The organism is Kitasatospora phosalacinea, assembly GCF_000716545.1.
Taxonomy (GTDB): domain Bacteria; phylum Actinomycetota; class Actinomycetes; order Streptomycetales; family Streptomycetaceae; genus Kitasatospora; species Kitasatospora phosalacinea.
In genome coordinates, this window is sequence record NZ_JNWZ01000047.1 from 1 (window position 1) to 26,151 (window position 26,151).

Below are 26,151 nucleotides of genomic sequence, written 5' to 3' on the forward strand. Positions count from 1 at the left end.
GCGCGTCCCGGTCAGGTTCCGCGTACACGGCGACGCTGGCGATTCCCGCGTCCCGGCAGGCCCGGGCGACGCGGACGGCGATTTCTCCGCGGTTGGCGACGAGCACCTTGCGCATCACTGCAGACGTCTCCTCGTGTCTTTCCCGGACGGGGCGATCTTTTCCGGACGGTGCGAATTGTTCCAGTGTCGGCCGGTCTGGTCGCGGAGGCCCACGGCGCGTTCGGCACCGGAGGTCGGCCGTCGGGCCCGGTCCCCTCGGACCGGCCCGTGGTGGACGATCCTGCGGCACCGGCCTGGAGCATCCGTCGAGCCGGGGCGTGGCGGTGGTGGAGCGCGGTGGAGGGCGGTTCCGGCTGCGGCGCGCGAGAGGGAGCGGCGCGCGTGGTGACGCCCACGCCCACGCCCCCGAGCGCCGGCAGCGGGACAGCGGCGACGACGCCGTCGCGCTCGAACCCGGCGTGGTGGTCACCTACGGCCGCACCACCACCGACGCGCTGCTGCGCCGGGACGGCATCGAGGCGGTCACCATCGTCGGCGCGGAACTCGGCCGGGGTCGCGGCGGCGGCCGCTGCACGACCTGCCCGCCGATCCGCGGGCCCGCGGACTTCTGAGCGGCCGTGGACTTCCGGCCGGGGCGGCCGGGTCGGAAAAGTGTTCGGAAAGTCGTGCAACACCTGTGGGCGGCCGTGCATCTATAGGGGTGAACAGCCCGGAACGGCCGGGCCACGGGGGTGCGATGTGATACGCGGACAGGCCGAGGCCGCCCAGCCGGCGGGCGACGGGTCCGAGGGCACGGTGCCCGGGCAGCGGTCGGGCGGCCGGGCGGAGGCCAGGCGGCAGGCGGCGGGCCGGGCGCCCCGTTCCCCCGTGGACGACCCGGCGGGCACACCCGGGGACGCGCCGGCGGAGGTGCCGACGGGCGGCCGGGCCGCGCGGCGGGCGGCGGCCCGGCAGCAGGGGCGGCGGGACCGGCGGCGGATGCGGCGCTGGCAGAAGGTGCTGGTGTACGGGGTGGCGGGGGTGCTGGTGCTGACCGTCGGCGCGGGCGGCTACCTGTACTACCGGCTGAACGGCAACATCAAGCACTCGCAGCTGTACGGGGGCGAGGACGGCGACGCCGGGCACGAGGTGCCGGACGCCTTCGGCCGCACCCCCATCAACGTGCTGGTGATCGGCTCCGACTCGCGCGACAGCAAGGAGGACTGCGACATCGGCGGCGGCGCCTGCGACGGCGGCGTCAACGCCGACGTCAACCTGCTGCTGCACGTCTCCGCGGACCGCAGCAACGCGACGGTGCTGAGCATCCCGCGCGACCTGAGGACCGAACTGCCGGGCTGCAAGGACGACGCGGGCAAGTCGGTGTTCAAGGCGCAGCGCCACGGGATGATCAACTCCACCCTGCAGGGCGGCCCCGGCTGCACCGTGGCGGCGGTGCGCAAGCTCACCGACCTCCCGATCGACCACTTCGTGCAGGTCGACTTCACCGGCGTGATCAAGATGTCGGACGCGGTGGGCGGCGTCCCGGTGTGCGTCAGCGACAACGTGTACGACCCGCAGTCGCACCTCAAGCTGTCGAAGGGCGAGCACACCCTCCAGGGGATGGCGGCGCTGCAGTTCGTCCGGACCAGGCACGGCTTCGGGGACGGCACCGACATCGGCCGGTCCTCGGCCCAGCACCTGTTCCTCGGCTCGATGATCCGCCAGCTGAAGGGCGCCGGGACGCTGTCCAACCCGGCCAAGCTGCTGACGCTCGCCGACGCCGCCACCAAGGCGCTCACCGTCGACCCCGGGCTGGACGGCATCACCAAGCTGGTCGGCCTCGGCGAGGACATCAGCAAGGTGCCCTCCGACCGGATCACCTTCGCCACCATGCAGGTGGTGCCCGACCCGGCGGACACCGACCGGCGGGTGATCGGCCCGGGCGCGGCCGACCTGTTCCGGCTGATCAAGGACGACCGCCCGCTCACCGGCGACCCGAAGCCCGCGGACGCCCCCTCCGGCGCCCCGGCCGGCGGCTCGTCCGGCGCCCCGGCGAGCCCGTCCGCCCCCGCGGCGCCCCCGGCGCAGAGCGGCCCGGCCCGGAGCGGGACCACCGTCGTGGTGCGCAACGGCAGTGGTGTCACCGGCCGGGCCAAGGCGATCGCCGAGGCGCTGCGGCAGGCCGGCTTCGCCAAGGACACCACCACCGGGAGCGGCGTCACCGCCGAGCACAGCGCGGTGACCTACCCGGCGGGCAAGGAGGCCGCGGCCAAGCAGGTCGCGGCGGCGCTCGGCCTGCCCGAGGGCGCCGTCCGGGCCGGGGACGGCGCCTCGGTCGAGCTGTTGATCGGCGCCGACTGGACCACCGGCACCAGCTACCAGGCCGCGTCCGGCGGCACCGGTTCTTCGGCGCCCGCCGCCGACCCGGCGACCGCGTTGAAGGGCGCCGACGCCAAGACCGCCGACGACGCCGGCGACTGCGCCCAGGTCGGCCACCTGAACACCGTCTCCCTCCCCGGCTTCGGCGGCATGACCCCCGTCCAGGCCTACGACCGCAGCAAGGACGTCCCCGACTCGGCCCCCTGACCCCGCCGACGCCCCGCCCGGACGGTCTCGCCCGCAGGGCCGTCTCGGCGGCGCCGCCAGTTGCGCCGTCAGTTCGCCTCGGGCCCGAAGCGGCGCCGGTACGCGGACGGGGTGATGCCGGTCTCGCGGCGCATCAGGGTGCGCAGGTTGGCGGCGGTGCCGAGGCCGCTCCGGCGGGCGACCGTCTCCAGGCTCGGTTCGCCGCGTTCGATCAGGCGGCGGGCCAGGGTGAGCCGTTCCCCGGTGAGCCACATCAGGGGGGTGGTGCCCAGTTGGGTGCGGAAGCGGCGGTGCAGTGTCGCCTGGCTGACCGCCGCGCGGGCCGCGAGGTCCTGGACGGTGAGCGGGGAGTCGAGCCGCTCCAGTGCCCAGGCCAGGACGGGGGCCAGGGACTCGTCGGGGGTGTCGGGCATCGGGCGTTCGACGAACTGCCGTTGCCCGCCGTCGCGGTGGGCGGCGAAGACGAGCCGTCGGCTGACGGAGTTGGCGACTTCGGCGCCGTGGTCGCGGCGGACCACGTGCAGGCCGAGGTCGAGTGCGGCGGCGCTCCCGGCGGCGGTGAGGATGTCGCCGTCGTCCACGAACAGCACGTCGGATTCGAGGCGGACGGCGGGGAAGCGGGCCCGGAAGGAGTCCGCCCACTGCCAGTGGGCGGTGGCCCGGCGCCCGTCGAGGACGCCGGCCTCGGCGAGGGTGAAGGCGCCGCTGCAGAAGCCGATCAGGCGGGCGCCGCGGGCGTGCGCGCGGCGGACGGCGTCCAGCACGGCGGGGCGGCGGGGGACGTCGGTGTCGGGGCGGTTGGGGACGATCAGGGTGTCCGCGGTCTCGGCCGCCTCCAGGCCGGCGACCCCGGTGAGGGTGAAGAAGCCGTCCCGCATCACGGTGGAGGGCTCGGGGGAACAGAGCCGGAAGTCGTAGAGCTCGCGGCCGATCTCCGGTCTGCGCAGGCCGAAGACCTCGGTGGCGCAGCCGAGTTCGAAGGGGTTCGAGTTCTCGTCCACGATCACGACCACCCGGTGGACGCCCGCCGTGCGGACCCGCTGCGAGGATTCTTTCGACATGTGCGATTCCTAGCACTCACGTCGCCCGCGCGGGAAGGCCGAGGATGGGGGCATGAGCGACCAGCCGATCTCCCTCTCGCAAGCCCTGGCCTCCTTCGACGCGCTGTGGAGTCCGCGCATCGTCACGCGCGTCAACGACTACGACGTCCGGGTGGCCAAGGTCGAAGGCGAGCACATCTGGCACGTCCACGACGACACCGACGAGTTCTTCCTGGTGCTCGAAGGGGAGTTGAGCATCTCCCTGGACGAGGCCGGGGCCGAGCGCACGGTCCTGCTGCCGAAGGGTTCGGTCTTCACCGTTCCGGCCGGCACGCGGCACAGGCCGTCCTCGGCGTCCGGCGCCGCGATCCTGATGTTCGAGCCGACCGGGACGCCGACCGTGGGCGACCGCCACGACGAGGTCCCCGCGCACGTGGACGCGACGACCGGGCACCTCCTCGGCTCCTGAGCCGCCCGCCGGGGGCGTCCGCGCCGCCGCGTCTGCCCGACCACCCGTCATGATCCTTGCGGCATTGGCCGGTTGTCGCCGGGAAAGGTCACTGTCCGTGCCTCCGGCATCGCTCAGCGGCGCTACCGTGGGGGCGGACCAAGCCACCGCGACAACCGGCACGTGCAGAGGTGACCCATGGACGACTACCCGGAGACCGGCCCGGAGCGGAAGCCGGAGGAGTACTACGGGGCCGAGCTGTGCAGGCTGCGGACGGAGGCGGGGCTCTCGCTGAAGGAGGTCGCGGAGCGGGTCTTCATCTCGGCGCTCCTCCTCGACTTCATCGAGAACGGCACGCGGCGCCCGCAGGCCGAACTGTCCCGGCAGCTCGACCTGCTGTTCGAGACGGGCGGGTTCTTCGAGCGGCTCTACGGCCGGATCATCGCCAAGCGGCGCAAGCAGGTGCCCGAGTACTTCATCGAGGCCGCGGAGTACGAGCGCTTCGCGGAGAGCATCACCGAGTACGCGCCCCTGGTGGTACCGGGGTTGATCCAGACCAGGGAGTACGCGGAGGCGGTCTTCAAGGCCGCCGGCCGGCTCGGTCGGCCGGAGCTGGCCGAGATGGTCGAGGGCCGGATGGAACGGCAGGCGATCTTCGGCGACCCGGAGAGCCCCCACCTGTGGGTGATCTTCGACGAGTCGGTGTTCCACCGGGTGGTCGGCAGCAGCGAGATCATGGCCAAGCAGCTCCGGCGCATCATCGAACTGATCGACCGGCGGCGGCTCGTCGCCCAGATCATCGAGTACGGCGAGGGCGCGCACGGCATGATGCCGGGCCCGCTCAGCCTGATCACCTCCTTCGACGGCCCGCCGATGGTGTACGTCGAGGGCCCGCACTTCGGCCGGTTGATCGACGACCGGGCGATGATCGAGAAGTGCGAGTGGTCCCTCGGGCTGGCGCGGGCCGCCGGAATGGCGCCGGACCCGACCCGCCGGCGGATCCAGGAGTTCGCGGAGGAGTTCGAGCGCGCGGCGGCCCGGGAGTCCTGACCGCCGGGACGCGGCCCGCGCCCGCGGGGCGGCGCGCCAGCCGGTCAGTCGGAGGCTCCGGTGCGGCGGGCGCGGTGGGTGCGGTGGGCCGCCACGTAGTGGCGGTTGGCGCAGGCGGAGGCGGAGCACCAGCGGCGGCGGCCGCGCGAGGTGTCCGGGTGGACCAGGTCGCAGGTCGGGCCCTCGCACTCGCGCAGCAGGTCGCGGTCGGGCGGGAGCCGAGCAGTCGGACGGCGTCGTGGGCGACGGCCGCGGGTGTTCAGGCGGTGGGGACGACGGCGAGCTTGCCGAGGCTCGCGCGGCGCTCCATCAGGGCGACGGCCTCCGGGAGGGCGGGGAGCGGGAAGGCGGTGACGGCGGGGCGGAGGGCGCCGGTGGCGAGGTGGTGCCAGAGGTCGGTGCGGCAGGTTTCGACGAAGTCGGGCCGGTGGCGGGAGAGTCGGGCCATCGCGAGGCCGGTGGCGGTGTGCATGCCGCGGAGCAGGGCGCCCGCGTCGAGGGTGCCGCCGGCGCCGCTGTTGACGACCAGCCGGCCGAACGGGGCGAGCGTGGCGTGGGCGGCGGTCAGGATCTCGCCGCCCGCGTTGTCGATCAGCAGGTCGACGGGTCCGAGACCGTCGAGGACGTCGGTGTCGGCGAGGTCGGCGTAGGTCACCACCTCGGTGGCGCCCAGACCGCGCAGGAAGTCGGCCTTGGCGGGGGAGCCGGCGGCGGCCACCACGCGCTCCGCGCCCAGGGCGCGGGCGAGTTGGACGGCGAGGTGGCCGACGCCGCCGGCCGCCGAGGTGATCAGCACGGACTCGCCGGGGGCGAGCGCGCCGGTGCGCAGCGCGGCGAGCGCGACCAGGCCGCCGCGGACCACCGCGAGCGCCTCGGGGGCGGGCACCTCCTCGGCCACCGGGGTGACGAACTCCGGTCGCATGATGGCGAGTTCGGCGTACGCGCCGGAGAAGGCGATGCCGCCGACCCGGTCGCCGGGGCGGTGGGCGGTGACGCCCTCGCCGACCGCGAGCACCCGGCCGACCAGGTCGCCGCCGGGGGAGTGCGGCAGCGGGGCCCGGCCGTGGCCGCGCAGGGTGCGCAGCAGGGGCAGGGTGAGCCCGGCGGCCTCGACCCGGACCAGCAGTTCGCCGGGGCCGGGGGTCGGTTCGGGGGCCTCCCGGAGTCGGAGGCCGGCCGGGCCGTCGTAGCTGTGCTGGGTGAACTCGCGCATGGGGGAAGGCCCTTCGAGAAGTCATTGGACGCCCCAACGGTAGCCCGCGATTCATTGGGATGTCCAACGTTTTCGGGGGTAGGATTCCGGCCATGGACGATCCCGCGCTCACCCGCCTCCAGTCCCTGCCCAGCTGGCTGCTCGGCCGGGCCGGTGCGCTCGCCCACCGCCTGGTCGCCGAACGCCTCGCCGAGGCGGGTCTGCGGATGGGCCACCACGCGGTGCTCTGCGCCCTCGCCGAGTACGGCCCGCTGGCCCAGGCCGAGCTGTCCCGCACCGTCCGGATCGACCCCAAGGACATGGTCGCCGCGCTCAACGAACTGCAGTCCCGCGCCCTGGTCACCCGCGAACGCGACCCCCGGGACGCCCGCAAGAACCTGATCACCCTCTCGGCCGCCGGCCGCACCCTGCTCCACGAGGCGGAGGAGCTCGGCCGCCGGGCCAACGCCGACCTCACCGCCCCCCTCACCCCGGCCGAACGCGAGCAGCTGACCACCCTGGTCGGCAAGCTCCTCACCGGCCGCTGAACCGGCCGCTGAACCGGCCGCCGGACCGGCGCCCGGCGGCAGCGGGCGGACCTGGGCGCCGCCGCGGGCGGTGCGGACGGCCTCCGGGGGGTCGTTTTCGGCCACGGCACGAACCGTCCCGCGAGGCGGGCCGCCCCCGTGAGGTGAACCGTCCCGCCCGCGCCGTCTTGAGCGGGACGGGGCGCGGGCGGGACGGGGTCGGTGCGACCGGGCCGGAGCCGGTCGGCCGGGGCGGCCGGGTCGGTCAGACGGCGGCGACGGCCGCCAGGTGGTCGGGCATCTCGCCGCCGCTGTCCAGGAAGTGGGTCAGCGGCAGCGTCGCCGCGCCGAGCGTCACCGCGTCCGGGCCGAGGTCGGAGAGCGTGATGGTGGTGCGGGAGCGGGGGTAGGCGAGGGCGTGGCGGGTGGCGGCCTCGCCGATCGCGGGCAGCAGCCGGGGGCCGAGCAGCAGTCCGGCCCAGCCGCCGATGACGATCCGTTCGGGGTTGAACAGGTTGACCAGGTCGGCGATGGACGCGCCGAGCAGTTCGGCGGCCTCGTCGAGCAGGGCGACGGCGCCGGGCTGCCCGTCCTCGGCGGCCCGCAGCAGTGCCGCCAGGCCGGCCTTCTCGCTGGTGCCGGGCACGGTGCCGTCCCAGCGCTCGACCAGCGCCTCGGCGCCCACGTACGCCTCCAGGCAGCCGCGCGAGCCGCAGCGGCAGGGGCGGCCGCCGACGTGCACCTTGGTGTGGCCCCACTCGCCGGCCGAGCTGGTCGCGCCGCGGAAGCGGACGCCGTCGGCGATCACGCAGGCGCCGACGCCTGAGCCGAACAGGGCGACCACGGCGTGCCGGCTGCCGCGTCCGGCGCCGAACCACATCTCGGCCTGGCCGAGGGTCTTGGCGCCGTTGTCGACGTACAGCGGCAGCGGGGTGTGCTCGCGCAGCATCCGGCCGAACGGGACGGCGTCCCAGCCGAAGGTCTGGCCGTACACGACGGTGTCGGCGCCGGGGTCGGCGCCGGTGCCCTGCTCGACGATGCCGGGGACGCCGATGCCGATGCCGAGCACGTTCTCGGCGGGGACGCCGGCGGCGGTGAGCACCTGGTCGAGGCCGCTGGCGATCATCCGGACCACCCGCTCGGGGTCGTGCGCGGCGAGCAACGGCTGGTCGGCGGAGGCGAGTTCGGTCAGCGCGAGGTCGAACAGGGTGACCCGGACCTGGGTCTCGCCGATGTCGATGCCGACCAGGTGGGCCTGACCGGGCGCGACGCGGAGCAGGATGCGGGGGCGGCCGCCGTCGGACTCGACGGACCCGCACTCCTCGATCAGCCCGTCGGTGAGCAACTCGCCCGTCACGTTGCTGACCGATCCGGCGCTCAGTCCGGTCGCGGTGCCCAGCTCCTGGCGGCTCAGCGGACCGTGGAAGTACAGGTGTCGAAGTAGCGTGGAACGGCTGCTCCGGCGCAGGTCGCGAACGGTCTGCTTACCTCGCGGTGTCATCGGTTTCCCTTCTTCGTTGCAGAATCTACGCCGTCGCGCCTCTTGACGTCTACTTTTCTCAGACGTTAAATCTCGGCGTGAAGTAAGCAGTTCCACATGCTTCTTCACCCCCACGAGACGACAGCCCGAGAGGGGCTCCTCCCATGCGCACCCACCGGATCTCCGCCGCCCTCGCCCTGACCGCCGCGATCGTTCTGACCGCCTCCGCCTGTGGCGGCGGCGACAGCGGCGGCGGCAGCAACTCCAGCCCGAAGACCCTGACGTACTGGGCTTCCAACCAGGGCAGCAGCCTGGAGAACGACAAGCAGGTGCTGGAGCCCGAGCTCAAGAAGTTCGAGCAGCAGACCGGCATCAAGGTCAACCTCGAAGTCATCCCCTGGTCCGACCTGCTGAACAGAATCCTGGCCGCCACCGCGTCCGGCCAGGGCCCGGACGTGCTGAACATCGGCAACACCTGGTCCGCCTCCCTCCAGGCCACCGGTGCGCTGCTCCCGTTCGACCAGGCCACCTTCGACAAGATCGGCGGCAAGGACCGCTTCCTGGAGTCGACCATCGCCTCGGCCGGCGCCAAGGGCAAGGACCCGGCCGCCGTGCCGCTGTACTCGATGGCCTACGGCCTCTACTACAACAAGAAGCTGTTCCAGGCGGCCGGCATCGCCAACCCGCCCGCCACCTGGGAGGAGCTGGTCCAGGACGGCAAGAAGCTGACCGGCGGCGACAAGTACGGCCTGGCGATCGAGGGCGGCAACGTCTCGGAGAACGTGCACCACGCCTTCACCCTGGGCATGCAGCACGGCACCGGCTTCTACGACGCCTCGGGCAAGCCGCAGTTCGACAGCCCGGAGGCGGTCGCCGCGGTCAAGCAGTACGTGGACTTCATCGCCAACGACAAGATCGCCGCCCCCGGCAACGCCGAGTACGCCGCCAACCAGTCGGTGACCGACTTCGCCACCGGCAAGGCCGCGATGCTGATGTGGCAGTCCGCGGGCGCCAACCTCAAGTCGCACGGCATGAACCCGGACGACTACGGCGTCGTCCCCGTCCCGGCCCCGGCCGGCGCCACCGGCGACAAGGCCACCACCTCGATGGTGGCCGGCATCAACATGGCGGTCTTCAAGAACACCAAGAACCTCGATGGCGCCCTGAACTTCGTGAAGTTCATGACCAGCGACGAGGAGCAGAAGACCCTCAACGGCACCTACGGCTCGCTGCCGCCGGTCAAGGCCGCGCAGTCCGACGCCGCGTTCGCCACCCCGGAGCTGCAGACCCTCGCCGGCGTCCTGCAGAAGAGCGCCGCGCCGCTCCCGCAGGTCCCCACCGAGAGCCAGTTCGAGACGCTGATCGGCACCGCGGTGAAGAACCTGCTGGCGTCCGCCGCCGCGGGCAAGCCGGTCACCGAGGCCACGGTCAAGGACGAGCTGTCCAAGGCCCAGCAGCAGATGCCGGCGAGCTGACGCCGTGCCCGAGAAAGTGATCGACCGTCAGGCCGTCGGCAAGGAGGCCGCCCCGCAGGGGGCGGCCCCCGCCCGCCGGCGCTTCCGCGAGAAGTTCGGGCGCGGCGCACTGCCCTACCTGCTGCTGCTCCCGGCCCTGCTGGCCGAACTGCTGATCCACCTGGTGCCGATGGTCACCGGCATCGTGATGGCGTTCAAGCAGCTCACCCAGTTCTTCATCCGCGACTGGTCCTCCGCCCCGTGGTCCGGTCTCGACAACTTCAAGGTGGCGCTGGAGTTCAACGCCCCGGTCGGCAAGGCGCTGCTGCACTCGTTCTGGGTGACCTGCATGTTCACCGTGCTGTCGGTGGGCCTGTCCTGGCTGATCGGCGTCACCGCCTCGGTCTTCACCCAGGACGCCTTCCGCGGCCGCGGCCTGCTGCGCGCGGCGTTCATGCTGCCGTACGCGCTGCCGGTGTTCGCGGCCGTGATCACCTGGTCGTTCATGTTCCAGCGGGACACCGGCCTGATCAACCACGTGCTGCACGACCAGCTGCACCTGACCAGCGACAAGCCGTTCTGGCTGATCGGCGACAACAGCTTCTGGGCGCTGCTGACCGTCTCGGTCTGGAAGTCCTGGCCGTTCGCCTTCCTCACCCTCACCGCGGGCCTGCAGAACATCCCGCGCGAGCTGTACGAGGCCGCCGCGCTGGACGGCGCGGGCGTGTGGCAGCAGATCCGCCGGATCACCCTGCCCTCGCTGCGCCCGGTCAACCTGGTGCTGGTGCTGGTCCTCTTCCTGTGGACCTTCAACGACTTCAACACGCCGTTCGTGCTGTTCGGCAAGTCCGCCCCGCAGGCCGCGGACCTGATCTCGATCCACATCTACCAGTCCTCCTTCATCACCTGGAACTTCGGCCAGGGCTCGGCGATGTCGGTCCTGCTGCTGCTGTTCCTGCTGCTGGTGACCGCGGTCTACCTGTTCGCCACCAACCGCCGTAGGGGGGACGCAGAATGATCAACCCGCCCGCCTCCTTCCGCTGGCTGCGCCGGATCGTGCTGCTGGTGCTGGCCGTCTTCACGCTGACCCCGGTCGCGGTGATGCTGAGCTCCTCGCTCAAGCCGCTCCAGGACGTCCAGGGCCCGTGGCGCTGGATGCCCAGCCACCTGACCTTCCGGCCGTACGTCGACATCTGGAAGACCGTCCCGCTCGCGAAGTACTTCACCAACTCGCTGATCGTCGCGGGCTCGGCCACCGGCCTGTCCGTGCTGATCGCGCTGCTGGCCGGCTACGCGGTGAGCCGCTACCGCTTCCGCGGCAAGAAGATCTTCACGATCACCGTGCTGTCCACCCAGATGTTCCCCGGCATCCTGTTCCTGCTGCCGCTCTTCCTGATCTTCGTCAACATCGGCAACTCCACCGGCATCGCGCTGTACGGCAGCCGCGGCGGCCTGATCCTCACCTACCTGACCTTCTCGCTGCCGTTCTCCATCTGGATGCTGGCCGGGTACCTGGACTCCATCCCGCGCGACCTCGACGAGGCCGCCGCCGTCGACGGCTGCGGGCCGATCCGCACCCTGGTGCAGATCATCGTCCCCGCCGCCCTGCCCGGCATCATCGCGGTCGCCGTGTACGCCTTCATGACCGCCTGGGGCGAGGTGCTGTTCGCCTCCGTCATGACCAACGACCAGACCCGCACGCTGGCCGTCGGGCTCCAGGGGTACGCCACGCAGACCGACGTCTACTGGAACCAGGTGATGGCCGCCTCGCTGGTCGTCAGCCTCCCCGTGGTTGCCGGATTCCTGCTGCTGCAGCGCTACCTGGTGGCCGGTCTGACCGCAGGCGCCGTCAAGTGAGGCACCGTCAGGGTGCCGTCAACTGACGCCCCGTCAGGCCCGCCGCCCCCCCACCCTCGAAAGGACCCCCCGTGAACCACCTCGACGCGCTGCCGGCCAACTTCCGCTGGGGCGCCGCCACCGCCGCCTACCAGATCGAGGGCGCCGCGAGCACCGACGGCCGCGCGCCGTCGATCTGGGACACCTTCTCGCACACCCCCGGCAAGGTCGACAACGGCGACACCGGCGACACCGCCTGCGACCACTACCACCGCTGGCCGCAGGACCTCGACCTGGCCGCCTCGCTCGGCCTGGACGCCTACCGCTTCTCCATCGCCTGGCCCCGGGTCGTCCCGCTGGCCGACGGCAGGGTCAACGCGGCCGGCCTCGACTTCTACGACCGCCTGGTCGACGGCATGCTGGAGCGCGGCCTCACCCCCTTCCCCACCCTCTACCACTGGGACCTCCCGCAGGCCCAGCAGGACCGCGGCGGCTGGCCCGAGCGCTCCACCGCCGAGCGCTTCGCCGAGTACGCGGCCGTGGTCGCCGAGCGCCTCGGCGACCGGGTCCGCGACTGGTGCACCCTCAACGAGCCGCTCTGCTCCTCCTGGATCGGCCACCTGGAGGGCAAGATGGCCCCGGGCCTGACCGACCTCACCGCCGCCGTCCGCACCTCCTACCACCTGCACCTCGGCCACGGCCTCGCCGTCCAGGCGCTGCGCGCCGCCGTCCCCGGCGCCCGGATCGGCATCGTCAACAACCTCTCCACCATCGAGCCCGCCTCGCAGTCCGACGCCGACCTCGCCGCCGCCCTGCGCGCCGACGGCCACATCAACCGCTGGTGGCTCGACCCGGTCCTCGGCCGCGGCTACCCGCAGGACATGGTCGACCTCTACGGCGTCGAACTGCCCGTCCGGGACGGCGACCTGGAGCTCATCTCGGCCCCGCTCGACTGGGTCGGCCTGAACTACTACTTCCGCCAGATCGTCGCCGACGACCCCACCGGCCCCGTCCCGAACTTCCGCCAGGTCCCCGGCCCCAACCCCGAGCGCACCGCCATGGACTGGGAGGTGCACGCCCCCGGCATCGAGGAGCTCCTGCTGCGCCTCACCGAGGACTACGGCGTCCGCGAGATCTACGTGACCGAGAACGGCTCCGCCTACCGCGACACCGTCACCGCCGACGGCCGCGTCGACGACCCCGAGCGCACCGCCTACCTCGAGTCCCACCTCGCCGCCTGCGCCCGCGCCGTCGCCAAGGGCGCCCCGCTGGCCGGCTACTTCGCCTGGTCCCTGCTCGACAACTTCGAGTGGGCCTACGGCTACGACAAGCGCTTCGGCCTGATCCACGTCGACTACGACACCCAGGCCCGCACCGTGAAGTCCAGCGGCGAACGCTACGCCCAGCTCATCGCCGCCCACCGCGCCCGCGCCTGACGGCCCCGACGGGCAGGAGGGGCAGGGCCCCGGGAGCAGCCGACGCTCCCGGGGCCCTGCCCCTGTCCGGGCTCCCCGCCGACCGCGGGGCGTCAGCGGCCCTGGAGGGCCTTGACGTTGTCGCCGAAGCTCCAGCCCTTCGAGCCGTCCCAGTTGAGGGACCAGGTCATCAGGCCCTTCAGCTGGCCGTTGAAGGAGCCGTACGCCTGGGAGACCAGGCTGGGGGCCATGTAGCCGCCGCCCGCGCCCGGCTGGGCCGGGAGGCCGGGGACCTGCTTGTCGTAGGGGACCTTGACGGTGGTGCCCTGGATGGTCAGGCCGTTGTTGAGGCAGGTGGTCTGGGCGGTGAAGCCCTGGACGGTGCCGGCCGAGTAGGAGTCGCCGGAGCAGCCGTACATCGAGCCGTTGTAGTACTGCATGTTCAGCCACCACAGCCGGCCGTTGTCGACGTACTTCTTGATGATCGGCAGGTACGAGCCCCAGATGGAGCCGTAGGTGACGCTGCCGCCGGTGACGTACGCGGTCTCGGGCGCCATGGTGAGGCCGAAGCCGGCCGGCATCTGGGCGAGGACGCCGTCGATGATGCGGATCAGGTTCGACTGCGAGGCGGACAGGGTGCCGATGCTGCCGCTGCCGGACAGGCCGGTCTCGATGTCGATGTCGATGCCGTCGAAGTTGTACTTCTTCAGGATCGGGACGATGGTCGCCACGAACTTGTCGGCGACCGCGCTGGAGCTGAGGTCGATGCCCGCGGCGGCGCCGCCGATGGACATCAGGATGGTCGCGCCGTTGGCCTTGGCCTGGCACATCTCGGCGGGGGTGGCCACCTTGACGCCGGTGTCCATGCCGTCCTGCCAGAGCACGGTGCCGTCGGACAGGATCACCGGGAAGGCGGTGTTGATGACGTTGTAGCCGTGCTGGGCGATCCGGCTGTCGGTGATCGGCGTCCAACCGAGGCCCGGGTGCACGCCGTTGGAGGCGCCGTCCCAGTTCTCCCAGTAGCCCTGCAGCACCTTGCCGGCCGGCTTGGGCTTGGTCGGGCAGGTGACGTCACCGCCGGGCGGGTTGCTGGTCGGCGGCTGGGACGTCGGCGGCTGCGAGGTCGGCGGCTGGGACGTCGGGGGCTGCGAGGTGGGCGGCTGCGAGGTCGGCGCGCTGGTGGACGGGGACGGGCTGCCGCTGCCGCCGGGGCCGCTGAGCACCAGGTCGTCGGCGTAGAACGCGGGCTGGCCGTACCAGCCGTGCACGAAGACGGTCACCGAGGTGGTGGAGGCGCCGGTGGAGAAGGTGGTGCTGAGCTGGCCGTACGAGGCGTTGCCCGGGGCCCAGGTGGAGGCGTTCACGCCGGTGCCGGTGGCGCCGAGGTAGACGTAGCTGCCCTGGACGAAGCCGCTCAGGGTGTACTGCGAGTTCGGCTGGACGCTGACGGTCTGCGAGCACTGCGCGGTGTCCTGGCCGGTGGGGGTGGCCTTGAGCGCGGAGGTGCCGCCGTGCACCGGGGTGCTGACGACCGAGCCGGAGTTGCCGGTGCAGGTCCAGTTGCCGAGCCCGCTCTCGAAGCCGGGGTTGGCGATCAGGTTGGCGACGTCGGCGGAGGCGGTGACCGAGCCCGCCACGGCGAGGCCGGCGCCGATCACGGCGGCGGCGCTGACCCCGGCCAGCGTGCGCCGGGCGGCGCTCGGGCCGCTCCGGGCGTGGCTGGCCCGGGGCGCCTGCGCGGCGCGCTCCACGGGCGTGTACGACCTTCGACGGAACATCGTGCTCCCTTCCCGCCGAACACCTGGTCATGGGCATGACCAGCGCTGTGGGGGCGCGGTGCCGGGCTGTGGGTGAGGTGGGGACATGTGGGGGGTTGTGCCCAGCCGGATCGTAGGAGCGGGGGCAGAGGGCGTCAATAGGTCTGGACCAATAGCGAGGGTCTGGACCACCCGGGGAAGGGTCGCCGGTCCGGAGCGGGGCGCCGGGCGCGCCCGTGCCCCCGTACGCCCTCCCTGCCCGCGACCGCCCCGGCGCAGACTGGGCCCGCCCCCGGACGCCGAGCGGAACGAGCCCAGACGTGGACGTGGCGCACCCGATCCCCGCCGTCCTGCTCGCCGGGGCCTGCGCCGCCGCCGGACGACCCAGCGCCGGAGCGGAGTTGATCCGGGCCGGCGAGAACGCCCTGCGCCGCCTGCACCGGCTCCCGCCGCCGCGGGCCCCGCTGCCCGCCCTGGACCCGTTCGTCCGCCTCCCCGACCGGATCGACGCCGCCGGCCTGGACGAGCCGCACCGCCGCCGGCTGCGCGCCCGGCTCGCCGAACTGCGCACCGCCTGGCGCGAACTCGCCCTCGCCGCAAGGGATCCGCGCGTCGTCCACGGCGACGCCTGGAGCGGCAACCTCGCGGTCACCGCCACCACCGCCCACCTGCTGGACTTCGAACGCACCGCGCTCGGCCCGGTCGAATGGGACTTGACCACCACCGCCGTCGGCCACCACACCTTCGGCACCGTCCCGCCCGAGACGTACGCCGCGTTCTGCGCCGCCTACGGCGCCCACGTCACCGAGTCGCCCGCCTACCCGCTGCTCCGCGACCTGCGCGAACTGAGGCTCACCTGCTACGCGCTGCAGCAGTCCGGCACCGACCCGCGCCACCGCCCCGAGGCCCGCTACCGGCTGGCCTGCCTGCTCGGCGAGCACGGATCCCGGCCCTGGGGCTGGACGCCGCTCGACTGAGGCCGTGGGCAAGGGAGTCGACGGGCTGGTCGAACCGTGACCCGGGAACCTCCGCGACGCCTCCCCGCAGCCGGTACCGCCGGCGCACGAGCGGCTGATCGGCCGGAGGGGAAGCGCGCAGCCGCTGGAAGCGGACGATCCGCGGGAACCGGGGGTCTCCGCCCGCTCCGCCGTCAGTCCACGCAGGGCACCCCGCCCAGCTCCACCGGCTCCGGCGCGCGCGGTGCGATGCCGGTGGTGGCGGCGGTGGGGGAGGGGGAGGCGAGGGCGGCGGACGGCTCCGAGGGGGTGGGCGCCGCCGGGTCGCCGCCGGTCAGGAGTTCGCGGGCCGCGCCCGTCGGCGCCCGGAGGCCGGTGCCGCCGTCCGGCACCACCGGCAGCGTCCGGAAGACGCCCTTCCCGGCGGCCAGCGCCGGCACCTGGCGGACGAAGTCCACCGGGTTCCAGCCCTGGTCCACCACCACGGCGCCGTCCAGCGACCGGTACAGCTCGGACAGCTTCGAGGCGTCCGACAGCACCCCGCCGGTCCGCAGCTTCTCCACCACCCCCGCCAGCAGCGCCTGCGCCCGCCGGGTGCGCACCAGGTCGGAGCCGTCGCCGACGCCGTGCCGCTGGCGGACGAAGGCCAGCGCCTGGGCCGCCCCCAACTCCTGCCGCCCGGCCGGCAGGCTCGCCCCGCTGAGCGGGTCGTCCACCGCGCGGTTCAGGCAGACCGGGATCCCGCCGAGAGCCCGCGCGGCGCGGTAGAAGCCGACCATCGACACCTCCGCGTAGTGGTCCACCCGGACGCCGGTCAGCTGCTCGACCGACTTGAGCAGCGCCAGCCGTCCCGACTCCCGGGCGCGGGTGCGCAGCGCCTCGTCCGACCCGCCGTCCCCGTTCAGGCTCTGCACCGCGAGCCTCTCGGCGTCCGAGTAGATCCCGCCGAGCTCCACCTCCTTGCCGAAGGGGCCCGGCACCAGCAGGTCCCGGGGCAGCGACAGCTGCCGCACCTCGCCGCCGCCCGCCGGGATGTGCACCAGCATCAGGGTGTCGGTGACGTCCGCCCGGCCCGCCGCGCCGCTGTGCAGGTCGCCGCTGTGCAGGCCGCCGCGGCGCAGGTCCTCCGGCACCGGCCCGCTCTGCGCGTCCAGGGTGCTGTCGGTGCCGACCAGCAGCAGCGTCACCCCGTCGGCCGGCTGCGGCGCCGGGTCCTGGCCCGAGTGCGCCAGCTCCACCGCCGAGGTCCGCTGCCCGGGCAGGTCGCGCGGCAGCGCCAGCGCCCCCGCGCCGACCACCACCGCCGCGGTCAGCGCCCCCGCCAGCAGCGCCGTGCGCCGCCGCCTGGCCCGCCGCAGCCGGCGCCCCTCGGCCAGTCCGCCGTCGACCAGCCGGGCCGTCACCTCCGGCTCCGGTCCGCCGCCCGTCAGCCCGAAGGCCGCCCCCAACTGCACCTCGAACTCTCCGTCCTCGCCGTCCCCGCCGCGCACCGCGCCGTTCGCCCCGCCGTCCACCGCACCCCTCCGTCCGTCGCGTCCCGGATTCATCGCGCCACCAGCTCCGCCAGGTCCCCGCCCAGCAGCCCGCGCAGCTTGGCCAGCGCCCGCGAGCACCTGGTCCGCACCGCCGCCGAACTGTCCTTCACGATCGCCGCGGTCTCCTCCACGCTGCGGTCCTCCCAGTACCTGAGCACCACCACCGCCCGGTCGCGGGGCGGGAGTTGGGCCAGCGCCTCGACCAGCGCGAGGCGCAGCGCCGAGTCCGGCCCGTCCTCCGCGACCTCCGGCAGCGCCTGGCTGGGCCGCTCGCTGCTGCTGCGCCGCCGCCGGTGCGACAGGTACGCCCGGACCAGCACGGTCTGCGCGTAGCCGGCCGGGTTGTCGATCCGCCCGGCCCAGCTCGGCCGGTGCAGCCGGTGCCAGTGCGCGTACATCTGCCCCAGGGTGTCCTGCACCAGGTCCTCCGACAGGTGGGCGTCCCCGCCGGTGAGGAAGTACGCCGAGCGGTAGAGCTGCCCGGACCGGGCCGTCGCGAACGCGACGAACTCGTCCTCCATGGCGGCCCGCCGACCACTGCCCACTTCTCGTCTCCCCTCGACCGATCCGCCCTATGACGGTGCGGGGGCCCCGCGATGTTTCACCCGGGTCCGGACCGGACCCGGAGCGTTCGGAGGACACGCCCGTCAGTGGAGTATCACTGTCCGGTTGCGGACAGTCCGAGGGCCCCCGCCCGCTGGAAGGATGGGACGGCACCGCCTGCTCGTACCCCTTACTGGAGTCCCCCCATGGCCCTGCCCGACGGATCGCTCAGCCACCGCTACCGGGGCGAGCACCCCGTCCGCACCCTGCTGTTCCTCTTCCGCCCCGACCGCGCCCGGGTCCTCGGCGCGGTCGGCGTCTTCTTCGCCAAGCACGCCCCCGTCTGGCTGCTGCCCCTGATCACCGCCAACATCGTCGACGTCGTGGTCAAGCACCGCGACATATCCGTGCTGTGGTGGAACTCCGCCGTCCTGCTGGTCATCCTGCTGTTCAACCTGCCCCTGCACATGCTGTACGTGCACTGGATGCACGGCTCCATCCGCCGGATGGGCACCCGGCTGCGCTCCGCGCTGTGCCACCGGATGCAGCAGCTGTCCATCGGCTACCACTCCCGGGTCAGCGACGGCGTCCTGCAGGCCAAGGTGATCCGCGACGTCGAGGGCATCGAGACCGCCTCCCAGCAGACCGCCGACAACGGCCTGGCCGCGATCGCCACCCTGCTCGGCGGCCTGGTCGTCATCGCCGTCCAGACCCCCGCCTTCCTGCCGGTCTTCCTGGTCCTCGTCCCGGCCAGCGCCCTGCTGGTGGTCCGGCTGCGCGAGCGGCTGCGCAGCCAGAACGAGTCCTTCCGCCGCGAGGTCGAGCAACTGTCCTCCCGCATCGGCGAGATGACCACCCTGATCCCGATCACCCGGGCGCACGGCCTGGAGCGCACCGCGCTGCGCCGGGTCGACCGCACCCTGGGCCGGGTCCTCGACGCGGGCCTGCGCCTGGACCTGCTGAACGGCCGCTTCGGCTCGATGTCCTGGATCCTGCTCAACTCGATCGGCGTCGGGTGCCTGGCCGGCTCCGCGCTGGTCGCCTACTACGGCTGGTTGAACGTCACCCCCGGCGCCGTCGTCATGCTCAGCGCCTACTTCTCCTCGCTCACCGGCTCCGTCACCACCCTGCTCACCCTCACCCCGCAGCTCGGCAAGGGCCTGGCCTCGGTCCGCTCGGCCGGCGAGGTGCTCCAGGCCCCCGACCTGGAGGAGAACTCCGGCAAGGCGGACGTCGCCGGCGTCACCGGCCGGATCGACTTCCAGGGCGTCGGCCACAGCTACCCCGGCGCGGACGCCCCGTCCGTCACCGGCTTCGACCTCTCGGTCCGCCCCGGCGAGACCATCGCCCTGGTCGGCGCGTCCGGCGCGGGCAAGTCCACCGTCCTCAACCTGGTGATCGGCTTCCTGCGCCCCACCGAGGGCCGGATCCTGCTCGACGGCCGCGACATGGAGGAACTGGACCTGCGCTCCTACCGCAAGTTCCTCTCCGTCGTCCCGCAGGAGTCCATCCTGTTCGAGGGCAGCATCCGGGAGAACGTCACCTACGGCATGAAGGACGTCCCCGAGGAGACCGTGCTGGCCGCCCTGCGCGACGCCAACGCCATGGAGTTCATCGAGCGCCTCCCCGACGGCCTGGACACCGTGGTCGGCGAACGCGGCGCCCGCCTGTCCGGCGGTCAGAAGCAACGCCTGGCCATCGCCCGCGCCCTGATCCGCGACCCGCGGGTGCTCATCCTCGATGAGGCCACCTCCGCCCTCGACTCCCGCTCCGAGGCGCTCGTCCAGCAGGCCCTGGCCCGCCTGGTGCGCGGCCGCACCGTCTTCGTCGTCGCCCACCGCCTGTCCACCATCCGCGGCGCCGACCGGATCGTCGTCATGCACGACGGACGGATCGCCGAGATCGGCTCCCACTCGGAACTCCTGCGCACCGGCGGCCCGTACGCCGGCCTGCAGGCCGCCCAGCTCGCCTGACCCGACCTCCCACCACCGAACAGGACCCCTCCGGCATGACCGACCCGCTCAGCGGCAGACTCGTCCGGCTCAGAGAACTCCGCGAGACCGACCTGCCCCGGCTCACCGCCTGGTGGCGCGAACCCGGCCTCGCCATCCAGCAGGTCACCGGCCCCGTGCACCCCCAGCCCGACGCCCGGCTCGCCGACATGTTCCGCTCCTGGAGCCAGAACACCGGCACCGACCTCGGCCTCTCCGTCGAGACCCTCGACACCGGGGACCTGGCCGGCCACGTCACCCTCTACGGCGCCACCCCCAAGGACCGCTGCGCCACTCTCGCCATCATCATCGGCCCGCCCCACCAGGACCGCGGCCTCGGCACCGACGTCCTGCGCACCACCATCCGCTACGGCTTCGCCGAACTCGGCCTCCACCGCATCGAGCTCACCGTCAACGGCTACAACACCCGCGCCCTCGCCGCCTACCGCCGGGCCGGCTTCACCGAGGAGGGCCGCCGCCGCGAAGCCGTCTTCCGGGCCAGCGGCTGGCACGACCAGGTCCAGATGGGCGTCCTCTCCACGGAGTGGCAGGACGACGTCTGACGCCGCACCCCGGGGGCGCGGGGGACCGCGCCCCCGTTCGCCCGGGTTTCGCCCCCGGCGCCCCGCGGGTAGCGTCGCGTTCCATGGACGTGGTGATCGCAGGTGGGCACGGCAAGATCGCGTTGCGGCTCTCGAAGCTGCTCTCCGCCCGGGGCGACGCCGTCGCCGGGCTGATCCGGAACCCCGCGCAGGCGGGGGACCTGCACGCGGTGGGGGCCCGGCCGGTGGTGTGCGACCTGGAGGCGGCCCCGGTGGAGGAGCTGGCCGGGCACCTGGAGGGCGCGGACGCGGTGGTGTTCGCGGCCGGGGCCGGGCCGGGCAGCGGATCGGCCCGGAAGGAGACGGTGGACCGGGACGGGGCGGTGCTGCTGGCGGACGCGGCGCGGCTGGCGGGGGTGCGGCGGTACCTGCTGGTGTCCTCGATGGGGCTGGACCGGATCGGCGACCCGGAGGTCTCGCCGGAGTTCGACGCGTACCTGAGGGCGAAGCGGGCGGCCGAGGAGGCGGTGAAGGAGCGCCCGCTGGACTGGACGGTGCTGCGCCCGGGCGGCCTGACCGACGAGCCCACCGAGCGGCACGCGCACCTCGCACCGCCGCCGAACCGCTTCGGCCAGGTCTCCCGGGACGAGGTCGCGCACACCCTGGTGCGGCTGCTGGACGACGCGTCGACGATCCACCAGACCCTGGAGCTCACGACCTGACCGCGGCCCCACTACGTCCCACTGCGGCCCCGCCGCGGCGCGACCGCGGTTGCCCGGCGCCGGGTCGGGCGGGATGGTGGTGGTTGAGGTGAGTGCGATGGCCGAGATCGCCCTGCAGGTCGATGTCGCGGCGCCCCGGGAGCGGCTGCTGGCGGCGCTGGACACCCGCGAGGGGCTGGCGTCCTGGTGGACCACCGAGCTGGACCGGGACGGCGACGACCTGCTGTTCACGGTGGACGACGCCCCGCAGCCGCTCCGGTTGCGCCGGGAGCGCGCGGACCTGGAGCGGGTGGCCTGGCGCAGCGTCGGGGTGTTCCCGCCGGCCTGGCAGGGGACGACGGTGACCTGGGACTTCTTCGACCACCCGGACGGCGCGCGGCAGTCGCTGCTGCTGTTGCGCCACCTCGGCTGGCCCGTCGACGCGGGCCCCTCGGTGCCGGTGGCGGCGGGCCGGTGGGCGGAGCTGGTCGTCCGGTTGAAGGACTACGTGCAGAGCGGCCGCCGGCAGCCGCTGTTCGTCCCGGCGGCGCACCCGCACCCGGGGGTGCACGCGGAGGCGGACTGACGGCGTGCGCGGTGCGACGCGCCGGTTCGGACGATGACCGGCATGGAGCGGCGCGTACGGGTGAGACTGGCTGCATGTTGGGACTTCCGGACCGCATCAAGGGCTTCCTGTTCGACCTGGACGGGGTGCTGACCCAGACCGCGAAGGTGCACGCCGCGGCGTGGAAGGACATGTTCGACACCTTCCTGCGGGCCGAAGCGGCGCGCACCGGCGGAGAGTTCACGCCGTTCGACCCGGCCGGCGACTACGACAGGTACGTGGACGGGCGGCCCCGGCTGGACGGCACCCGGCAGTTCCTGGCCTCGCGCGGGATCGAGCTGCCCGAGGGCACCCCGCAGGACCCGCCGGGCACCCGCACCGTCAACGGCCTGTCGAGCGCGAAGAACGACACCGTGCTGCGGCTGATCCGCGAGCGGGGCGTGCAGCCGTACCAGGGCTCGGTGGCGTACCTGCGCCGGCTGCGCGAACTCGGGCTGCCGCGCGCGGTGGTGTCCTCCAGCGCGAACTGCCGGGACGTGCTGCGGGCCGCCGGGATCGACGACTTCTTCGAGGTGGTGGTGGACGGGCTGACCCTGGCCCGCGACCACCTGGCGGGCAAGCCCGCCCCCGACACCTTCCTGGCGGCGGCGGAGCGGCTGGGGGTGCCCCCGGAGCACGCCGCGGTGTTCGAGGACGCGCTGGCGGGCGTCGCGGCCGGGCGGGCCGGCGGCTTCGGCGCGGTGGTGGGCGTGAACCGCACCGGGCAGGCCGCGGCGCTGCGCGAGCACGGCGCGTCCGTGGTGGTGGACGACCTCGCGGAACTGCTGGAGGAGCGCGGATGAGCCCGTCCGAGTCGTTCACCGTCGACCCGTGGGGGATCACCGAGCACGGCCTCGACCTGCCCGGACAGGCCCGCGCCGAGTCGGTGTTCGCGCTGTCCAACGGCCACATCGGGCTGCGCGGCAACCTGGACGAGGGCGAGCCGCACGGGCTGCCCGGCACCTACCTGAACGGCGTGTTCGAGCTGCGCCCGCTGCCGTACGCGGAGAGCGGCTACGGCTTCCCGGAGTCCGGGCAGAGCGTCATCAACGTCACCAACGGCAAGCTGATCCGGCTGCTGGTCGACGACGAGCCGTTCGACCTGCGCTACGGCGAACTGCGCAGCCACCGACGGACGTTGGACTTCCGGGACGGCGTGCTGCACCGGGAGGCCGAGTGGACCTCGCCGGCCGGGCGGACGGTGCGGGTGACCTCGTCCCGGCTGGTGTCGCTGACCCAGCGGGCGGTGTGCGCGGTCGACTACACGGTGGAGGCCGTGGACGGGCCGGTGCGGATCGTCCTGCAGTCCGAGCTGGTCGCCAACGAGCAGCTGCCGGGCGAGGCGGGCGACAGCGACCCGCGGGCGGCGGCCGTGCTGGAGGCCCCGCTGGCCGCCGAGTTGCAGTACGCCCAGGGCACCAAGGGCGTGCTGGTGCACCGCACCCGGTTCTCCGGGCTGCGGGTGGCCGCTGCGATCGACCACGTGGTCGACGGGCCGGAGCGGATCGACACCACCGCCGAGTCCTCCGACGACCAGGCCAGGATCACCGCCACCACGGTGCTGAACGCCGGGCAGAAGCTGCGGCTGGTCAAGTACCTGGCGTACGGCTGGTCGGCGACGCGCTCGCTGCCCGCCGTCCGGGACCAGGTGGAGGCGGCGCTGACCGCCGCCCGGTACACCGGCTGGGACGGGCTGGTGGCCGAGCAGAAGGAGTACCTGGGCCGGTTCTGGGCCGACAACGACATCGAGATCGAGGGTGACGTCGAGCTCCAGCAGGCCGTCCGGTTCGCGATGTTCCACGTGCTGCAGGCGGGCGCCCGCAGCGAGGAGCGGGCCATCCCGGCCAAGGGCCTGACCGGGCCCGGCTACGACGGGCACTCGTTCTGGGACACCGAGACCTTCGTGCTGCCGGTGCTCACCTACTGCCTGCCGGACGCGGTCAAGCAGGCGCTGCGCTGGCGGCACACCACGCTGCCGATGGCCCGCGAGCGGGCCGCCCAACTCGGCCTGGCGGGCGCGGTGTTCCCGTGGCGGACGATCCGCGGCGAGGAGTGCTCCGGGTACTGGCCGGCCGGCACCGCCGCGTTCCACATCGGCGCGGACATCGCGGCCGCCGTCGTCCGCTACGTCCGGGCCACCGGCGACACCGAGTTCGAGCGCACCAACGGCCTGGAACTGCTGGTGGAGACCGCCCGGATGTGGCGCTCGCTGGGCCACCACGACGCCAAGGGCAACTTCCGGATCGAGGGCGTCACCGGGCCGGACGAGTACTCGGCGGTCGCCGACAACAACGTGTTCACCAACGTGATGGCGCAGTCCAACCTGTGGAACGCGGCGGACACCGCGCTGAAGTACCGGCACGAGTCCTCGCTGCTCGGGGTGGACACCGAGGAGGCCGCGGCCTGGCGCGACGCCGCCGACAAGATGTTCATCCCGTACGACGAGCAGATCGGCGTGCACCCGCAGGCCGACGGGTTCACCGACCACCAGACGTGGGACTTCGAGGCCACCCCGCCGGAGAAGTACCCGCTGCTGCTGCACTACCCGTACTTCGACCTGTACCGCAAGCAGGTGGTCAAGCAGGCCGACCTGGTGCTCGCCATGCAGGTCCGCGGCGACGTGTTCACCCCCGAGCAGAAGGCCCGCAACTTCGCCTACTACGAGCGCCTGACGGTCCGCGACTCCTCGCTGTCCGCCTGCACCCAGGCGGTGATCGCCGCCGAGGTCGGACAGCTCGACCTGGCCTACGACTACACCGCCGAAGCCGCCCTGATGGACCTGCACGACCTCGGCGGCAACACCCGCGACGGCCTGCACATGGCCTCGCTGGCCGGCGCCTGCATCGCGCTGGTCGCCGGGTTCGGCGGCCTGCGCGACCACACCGGGCTGCTCTCCTTCCGCCCCCGGCTGCCCGCCGGGCTGCAGCGGCTGTGCTTCTCGATGAACGTCCGCGAGCACCTGCTGCGGGTCGACATCACCCACGCCACCACCACGTACACGCTGCGCCGCGGCAGCCTGCTGCCCGTCCTGCACGACGACGAGCAGCTGCGGATCGAGGCCGGCAAGCCGGTCAGCCGCCCCACCGCCCGGATCGACGCCCCCGAGGAGCGCCCCGCCCAGCCCCCCGGCCGGGAGCCCGCCCGCCGGCACAGCCAGGCCCGCGTCCAGGTCGGGGCGGTCGACCACCTCCCGGCCGAGTAGCCCCTCGGCCGGGCGGGTGAGCGCACGTGTACCGACCTGACCGCCCGTCAACACTCCCTGCACCCCCGCGAACCGGCGGGTGCGGGAGCATCCGCCTGCCGCCTCCGGTTCCGCCCCCCGAACGGAGGCCCCGTTGCGCACCCTCGCGCTCACCGCCGCCCTGCTCACCGCCCTCACCGCCGCCCCCGCCCACGCCGCCCGCGCCACCCCGCGCTGGGTGCGCACCTGCACCGCCCCCGCCCGCGCCGACACCGCCGGCTGCGACGCGCTGCGGGTCGTCGGCACGGCGGCCGACGCCGACGACGGCTACGGCCCCGCCGAACTGCGCGCCGCGTACGGGCTGCCCGCCGACGGCGGCGAAGGCGCCACCATCGCCGTCGTCGACGCCTACGACCACCCCCGCGCCGAAGCCGACCTCGACGTCTACCGCCGCCACTACGGGCTGCCCCCCTGCACCACCGACAGCGGCTGCTTCCGCAAGACCGACCAGCGCGGCGGCACGCGGCTGCCGCGCGGCAACACCGCCTGGGCCGGCGAGACCGCGCTCGACCTCGCCATGGTCTCCGCGATCGCCCCGCGCGCCCGGATCCTCCTGGTCGAGGCCGACAGCGCCGCCGTCGGCAACCTCGGAACGGCCGTCAACACCGCCGTCGCGCTCGGCGCCCGGTACGTCTCGATCAGCTGGGGCACCACCGAGAACGCCAACGCGGCCGACTACGACAGCCGCTACTTCGACCACCCCGGCACGGTCATCGCCGCCGCCTCCGGCGACTCCGGGTACGGCGTCAACTTCCCCGCCTCCTCACCCCACACGGTCGCCGTCGGCGGCACCACCCTGCGCCCCGACGGCTCCGCCCGCGGCTGGAGCGAGACCGCCTGGACCACCGGCCCGGACGAGGGCGCGGGCAGCGGCTGCTCCGCCCGGCTCCCCAAACCCGAGTGGCAGAGCGACCCCGGCTGCGACCACCGCACCGTCGCCGACGTGGCCGCCGTCGCCGACCCCGCGACCGGCGTCGCCGTCTACCAGACCTACGGCGGCAACGGCTGGTACACCTACGGCGGCACCTCCGCCGCCGCCCCGATCATCGCCGCCGCCTACGCCCTCGCCGGCCCCCCGTCCCCCGGCAGCCGCCCCGCCTCCTTCCCCTACCGCCACCCCGCCGCCCTCCACGACGTCACCACCGGCCCCACCCCCGTCACCTGCACCCCCGCCTACCTCTGCGCGGCGGCACCGGGCTACGACGGCCCGACCGGGCTCGGCAGCCCGAACGGGGTGGAGGCGTTCCGGGAACCGTGACGCCCCGGGCGCGGGA

23 protein-coding genes and 2 pseudogenes are annotated in these 26,151 nt (G+C 73.6%); 17 read left to right on the top strand and 8 right to left on the bottom strand.

Features of this window, described 5'->3' with window-relative positions; all coding sequences use genetic code 11:
• Positions 1-115, bottom strand: a 115-nt coding sequence (locus OO48_RS40775; RefSeq protein WP_167346471.1) for a biotin carboxylase N-terminal domain-containing protein, incomplete at its 3' end; no start/stop codon positions are given.
• A gap of 208 nt (positions 116-323) precedes the next feature.
• Between OO48_RS40775 and OO48_RS39010 the strand changes: the two are divergent.
• Positions 324-611, top strand: a pseudogene (locus OO48_RS39010) (arginine deiminase family protein); the annotation flags it as partial.
• Positions 612-867: 256 nt separating this feature from the next.
• Positions 868-2,565 (top strand): LCP family protein, encoded by a 1,698-nt coding sequence (locus OO48_RS22740; RefSeq protein ID WP_342449659.1) that lies wholly within the window; start codon positions 868-870, stop codon positions 2,563-2,565.
• Between the two features lie 68 nt (positions 2,566-2,633).
• On the opposite strand, the gene OO48_RS22745 is transcribed toward OO48_RS22740, so the two are convergent.
• Entirely contained in the window at positions 2,634-3,626 is a 993-nt protein-coding gene (locus OO48_RS22745; RefSeq protein ID WP_033219240.1) for a GlxA family transcriptional regulator, read from the bottom strand.
• Positions 3,627-3,678: 52 nt separating this feature from the next.
• On the opposite strand from OO48_RS22745, the gene OO48_RS22750 reads away from it, so the two are divergent.
• Positions 3,679-4,074 carry a cupin domain-containing protein gene (locus tag OO48_RS22750; RefSeq protein ID WP_033219242.1) on the top strand — a complete coding sequence of 132 codons (396 nt, stop codon included), beginning with the start codon at positions 3,679-3,681 and terminating at the stop codon, positions 4,072-4,074.
• 177 nt (positions 4,075-4,251) lie between these two features.
• Positions 4,252-5,103, top strand: a complete 852-nt coding sequence (locus tag OO48_RS22755; protein WP_033219244.1) for a helix-turn-helix domain-containing protein — start codon at positions 4,252-4,254, stop codon at positions 5,101-5,103.
• Positions 5,104-5,362: 259 nt separating this feature from the next.
• Here OO48_RS22755 and OO48_RS22760 read toward each other — a convergent pair whose 3' ends face one another.
• Complete coding sequence (locus tag OO48_RS22760) at positions 5,363-6,316, bottom strand: quinone oxidoreductase family protein (protein WP_033219246.1); 954 nt, start codon at positions 6,314-6,316, stop codon at positions 5,363-5,365.
• A gap of 92 nt (positions 6,317-6,408) precedes the next feature.
• Between OO48_RS22760 and OO48_RS22765 the strand changes: the two genes are divergently transcribed.
• A complete protein-coding gene (locus tag OO48_RS22765) occupies positions 6,409-6,843 on the top strand; it encodes a MarR family winged helix-turn-helix transcriptional regulator (RefSeq protein ID WP_033219248.1) in 435 nt (144 codons plus the stop codon).
• A gap of 244 nt (positions 6,844-7,087) precedes the next feature.
• Here OO48_RS22765 and OO48_RS22770 read toward each other — a convergent pair whose 3' ends face one another.
• The gene (locus OO48_RS22770) at positions 7,088-8,323 is read right to left on the bottom strand and encodes an ROK family transcriptional regulator (RefSeq protein ID WP_033219253.1); all 1,236 of its coding nucleotides are present in this window, start codon (positions 8,321-8,323) and stop codon (positions 7,088-7,090) included.
• A 143-nt stretch (positions 8,324-8,466) separates the two neighbouring features.
• Between OO48_RS22770 and OO48_RS22775 the strand changes: the two genes are divergently transcribed.
• The 4 genes from OO48_RS22775 to OO48_RS22790 all read left to right on the top strand — a co-directional run bounded on the left by OO48_RS22775 (position 8,467) and on the right by OO48_RS22790 (position 13,028).
• Positions 8,467-9,777 (top strand): ABC transporter substrate-binding protein, encoded by a 1,311-nt coding sequence (locus OO48_RS22775; RefSeq protein WP_033219254.1) that lies wholly within the window; start codon positions 8,467-8,469, stop codon positions 9,775-9,777.
• A gap of 4 nt (positions 9,778-9,781) precedes the next feature.
• Positions 9,782-10,774: a carbohydrate ABC transporter permease gene (locus tag OO48_RS22780; RefSeq protein WP_245194761.1), complete on the top strand. Its 993-nt coding sequence runs from the start codon at positions 9,782-9,784 to the stop codon at positions 10,772-10,774.
• Entirely contained in the window at positions 10,771-11,613 is an 843-nt protein-coding gene (locus OO48_RS22785; protein ID WP_033219256.1) for a carbohydrate ABC transporter permease, read from the top strand. The genes OO48_RS22780 and OO48_RS22785 overlap by 4 nt, the downstream gene beginning before the upstream one ends.
• Positions 11,614-11,684: 71 nt before the next feature.
• Positions 11,685-13,028 (top strand): GH1 family beta-glucosidase, encoded by a 1,344-nt coding sequence (locus OO48_RS22790; protein ID WP_033219258.1) that lies wholly within the window; start codon positions 11,685-11,687, stop codon positions 13,026-13,028.
• A 92-nt stretch (positions 13,029-13,120) separates the two neighbouring features.
• Here OO48_RS22790 and OO48_RS40065 read toward each other — a convergent pair whose 3' ends face one another.
• Together OO48_RS40065 and OO48_RS40070 are read right to left on the bottom strand one after the other, a co-directional pair.
• On the bottom strand, positions 13,121-14,041 hold the full coding sequence (locus tag OO48_RS40065; protein WP_245194766.1) for a chitinase: 921 nt from the start codon (positions 14,039-14,041) through the stop codon (positions 13,121-13,123).
• Between the two features lie 234 nt (positions 14,042-14,275).
• Positions 14,276-14,785 (bottom strand): annotated as a pseudogene (locus OO48_RS40070) (carbohydrate binding domain-containing protein); the annotation flags it as partial.
• A 299-nt stretch (positions 14,786-15,084) separates the two neighbouring features.
• Here OO48_RS40070 and OO48_RS22800 point away from each other — a divergent pair.
• Entirely contained in the window at positions 15,085-15,741 is a 657-nt protein-coding gene (locus tag OO48_RS22800) for a phosphotransferase family protein (protein WP_051732531.1), read from the top strand.
• Between the two features lie 173 nt (positions 15,742-15,914).
• Here OO48_RS22800 and OO48_RS22805 read toward each other — a convergent pair whose 3' ends face one another.
• Positions 15,915-17,234 carry an LCP family protein gene (locus OO48_RS22805; RefSeq protein ID WP_051732533.1) on the bottom strand — a complete coding sequence of 440 codons (1,320 nt, stop codon included), beginning with the start codon at positions 17,232-17,234 and terminating at the stop codon, positions 15,915-15,917.
• A 29-nt stretch (positions 17,235-17,263) separates the two neighbouring features.
• Positions 17,264-17,776: a SigE family RNA polymerase sigma factor gene (locus OO48_RS22810; RefSeq protein WP_033219262.1), complete on the bottom strand. Its 513-nt coding sequence runs from the start codon at positions 17,774-17,776 to the stop codon at positions 17,264-17,266.
• Between the two features lie 228 nt (positions 17,777-18,004).
• Here OO48_RS22810 and OO48_RS22815 point away from each other — a divergent pair, with 228 nt between their 5' ends.
• The 7 genes from OO48_RS22815 to OO48_RS22845 all read left to right on the top strand — a co-directional run bounded on the left by OO48_RS22815 (position 18,005) and on the right by OO48_RS22845 (position 26,135).
• The gene (locus tag OO48_RS22815; protein WP_033219264.1) at positions 18,005-19,771 is read left to right on the top strand and encodes an ABC transporter ATP-binding protein; all 1,767 of its coding nucleotides are present in this window, start codon (positions 18,005-18,007) and stop codon (positions 19,769-19,771) included.
• Positions 19,772-19,806: 35 nt separating this feature from the next.
• The gene (locus OO48_RS22820; protein ID WP_033219266.1) at positions 19,807-20,352 is read left to right on the top strand and encodes a GNAT family N-acetyltransferase; all 546 of its coding nucleotides are present in this window, start codon (positions 19,807-19,809) and stop codon (positions 20,350-20,352) included.
• 83 nt (positions 20,353-20,435) lie between these two features.
• Complete coding sequence (locus tag OO48_RS22825; RefSeq protein ID WP_033219268.1) at positions 20,436-21,053, top strand: SDR family oxidoreductase; 618 nt, start codon at positions 20,436-20,438, stop codon at positions 21,051-21,053.
• Between the two features lie 97 nt (positions 21,054-21,150).
• On the top strand, positions 21,151-21,618 hold the full coding sequence (locus OO48_RS37550; protein WP_051732535.1) for an SRPBCC family protein: 468 nt from the start codon (positions 21,151-21,153) through the stop codon (positions 21,616-21,618).
• A 74-nt stretch (positions 21,619-21,692) separates the two neighbouring features.
• The gene (locus tag OO48_RS22835) at positions 21,693-22,439 is read left to right on the top strand and encodes an HAD family hydrolase (RefSeq protein WP_033219270.1); all 747 of its coding nucleotides are present in this window, start codon (positions 21,693-21,695) and stop codon (positions 22,437-22,439) included.
• Positions 22,436-24,838, top strand: a complete 2,403-nt coding sequence (locus OO48_RS22840) for a glycoside hydrolase family 65 protein (RefSeq protein WP_033219272.1) — start codon at positions 22,436-22,438, stop codon at positions 24,836-24,838. Before OO48_RS22835 ends, OO48_RS22840 begins: the two co-directional genes overlap by 4 nt.
• 133 nt (positions 24,839-24,971) lie before the next feature.
• Positions 24,972-26,135, top strand: coding sequence for a S53 family peptidase (locus OO48_RS22845; protein WP_033219274.1), 1,164 nt, complete (start codon positions 24,972-24,974; stop codon positions 26,133-26,135).
• Positions 26,136-26,151: the final 16 nt, after the last annotated feature.

Bases quoted from the DNA above. Each gene is read 5' to 3' on its own strand.
- OO48_RS22745 (WP_033219240.1), bottom strand. From the start codon at position 3,626: ATGTCGAAAGAATCCTCGCAGCGGGTCCGCACGGCGGGCGTCCACCGG.
- OO48_RS22750 (WP_033219242.1), top strand. From the start codon at position 3,679: ATGAGCGACCAGCCGATCTCCCTCTCGCAAGCCCTGGCCTCCTTCGAC.
- OO48_RS22755 (WP_033219244.1), top strand. From the start codon at position 4,252: ATGGACGACTACCCGGAGACCGGCCCGGAGCGGAAGCCGGAGGAGTAC.
- OO48_RS22760 (WP_033219246.1), bottom strand. From the start codon at position 6,316: ATGCGCGAGTTCACCCAGCACAGCTACGACGGCCCGGCCGGCCTCCGA.
- OO48_RS22765 (WP_033219248.1), top strand. From the start codon at position 6,409: ATGGACGATCCCGCGCTCACCCGCCTCCAGTCCCTGCCCAGCTGGCTG.
- OO48_RS22770 (WP_033219253.1), bottom strand. From the start codon at position 8,323: ATGACACCGCGAGGTAAGCAGACCGTTCGCGACCTGCGCCGGAGCAGC.
- OO48_RS22775 (WP_033219254.1), top strand. From the start codon at position 8,467: ATGCGCACCCACCGGATCTCCGCCGCCCTCGCCCTGACCGCCGCGATC.
- OO48_RS22785 (WP_033219256.1), top strand. From the start codon at position 10,771: ATGATCAACCCGCCCGCCTCCTTCCGCTGGCTGCGCCGGATCGTGCTG.
- OO48_RS22810 (WP_033219262.1), bottom strand. From the start codon at position 17,776: ATGGAGGACGAGTTCGTCGCGTTCGCGACGGCCCGGTCCGGGCAGCTC.
- OO48_RS22815 (WP_033219264.1), top strand. From the start codon at position 18,005: ATGGCCCTGCCCGACGGATCGCTCAGCCACCGCTACCGGGGCGAGCAC.
- OO48_RS22820 (WP_033219266.1), top strand. From the start codon at position 19,807: ATGACCGACCCGCTCAGCGGCAGACTCGTCCGGCTCAGAGAACTCCGC.
- OO48_RS22825 (WP_033219268.1), top strand. From the start codon at position 20,436: ATGGACGTGGTGATCGCAGGTGGGCACGGCAAGATCGCGTTGCGGCTC.
- OO48_RS37550 (WP_051732535.1), top strand. From the start codon at position 21,151: ATGGCCGAGATCGCCCTGCAGGTCGATGTCGCGGCGCCCCGGGAGCGG.
- OO48_RS22835 (WP_033219270.1), top strand. From the start codon at position 21,693: ATGTTGGGACTTCCGGACCGCATCAAGGGCTTCCTGTTCGACCTGGAC.
- OO48_RS22840 (WP_033219272.1), top strand. From the start codon at position 22,436: ATGAGCCCGTCCGAGTCGTTCACCGTCGACCCGTGGGGGATCACCGAG.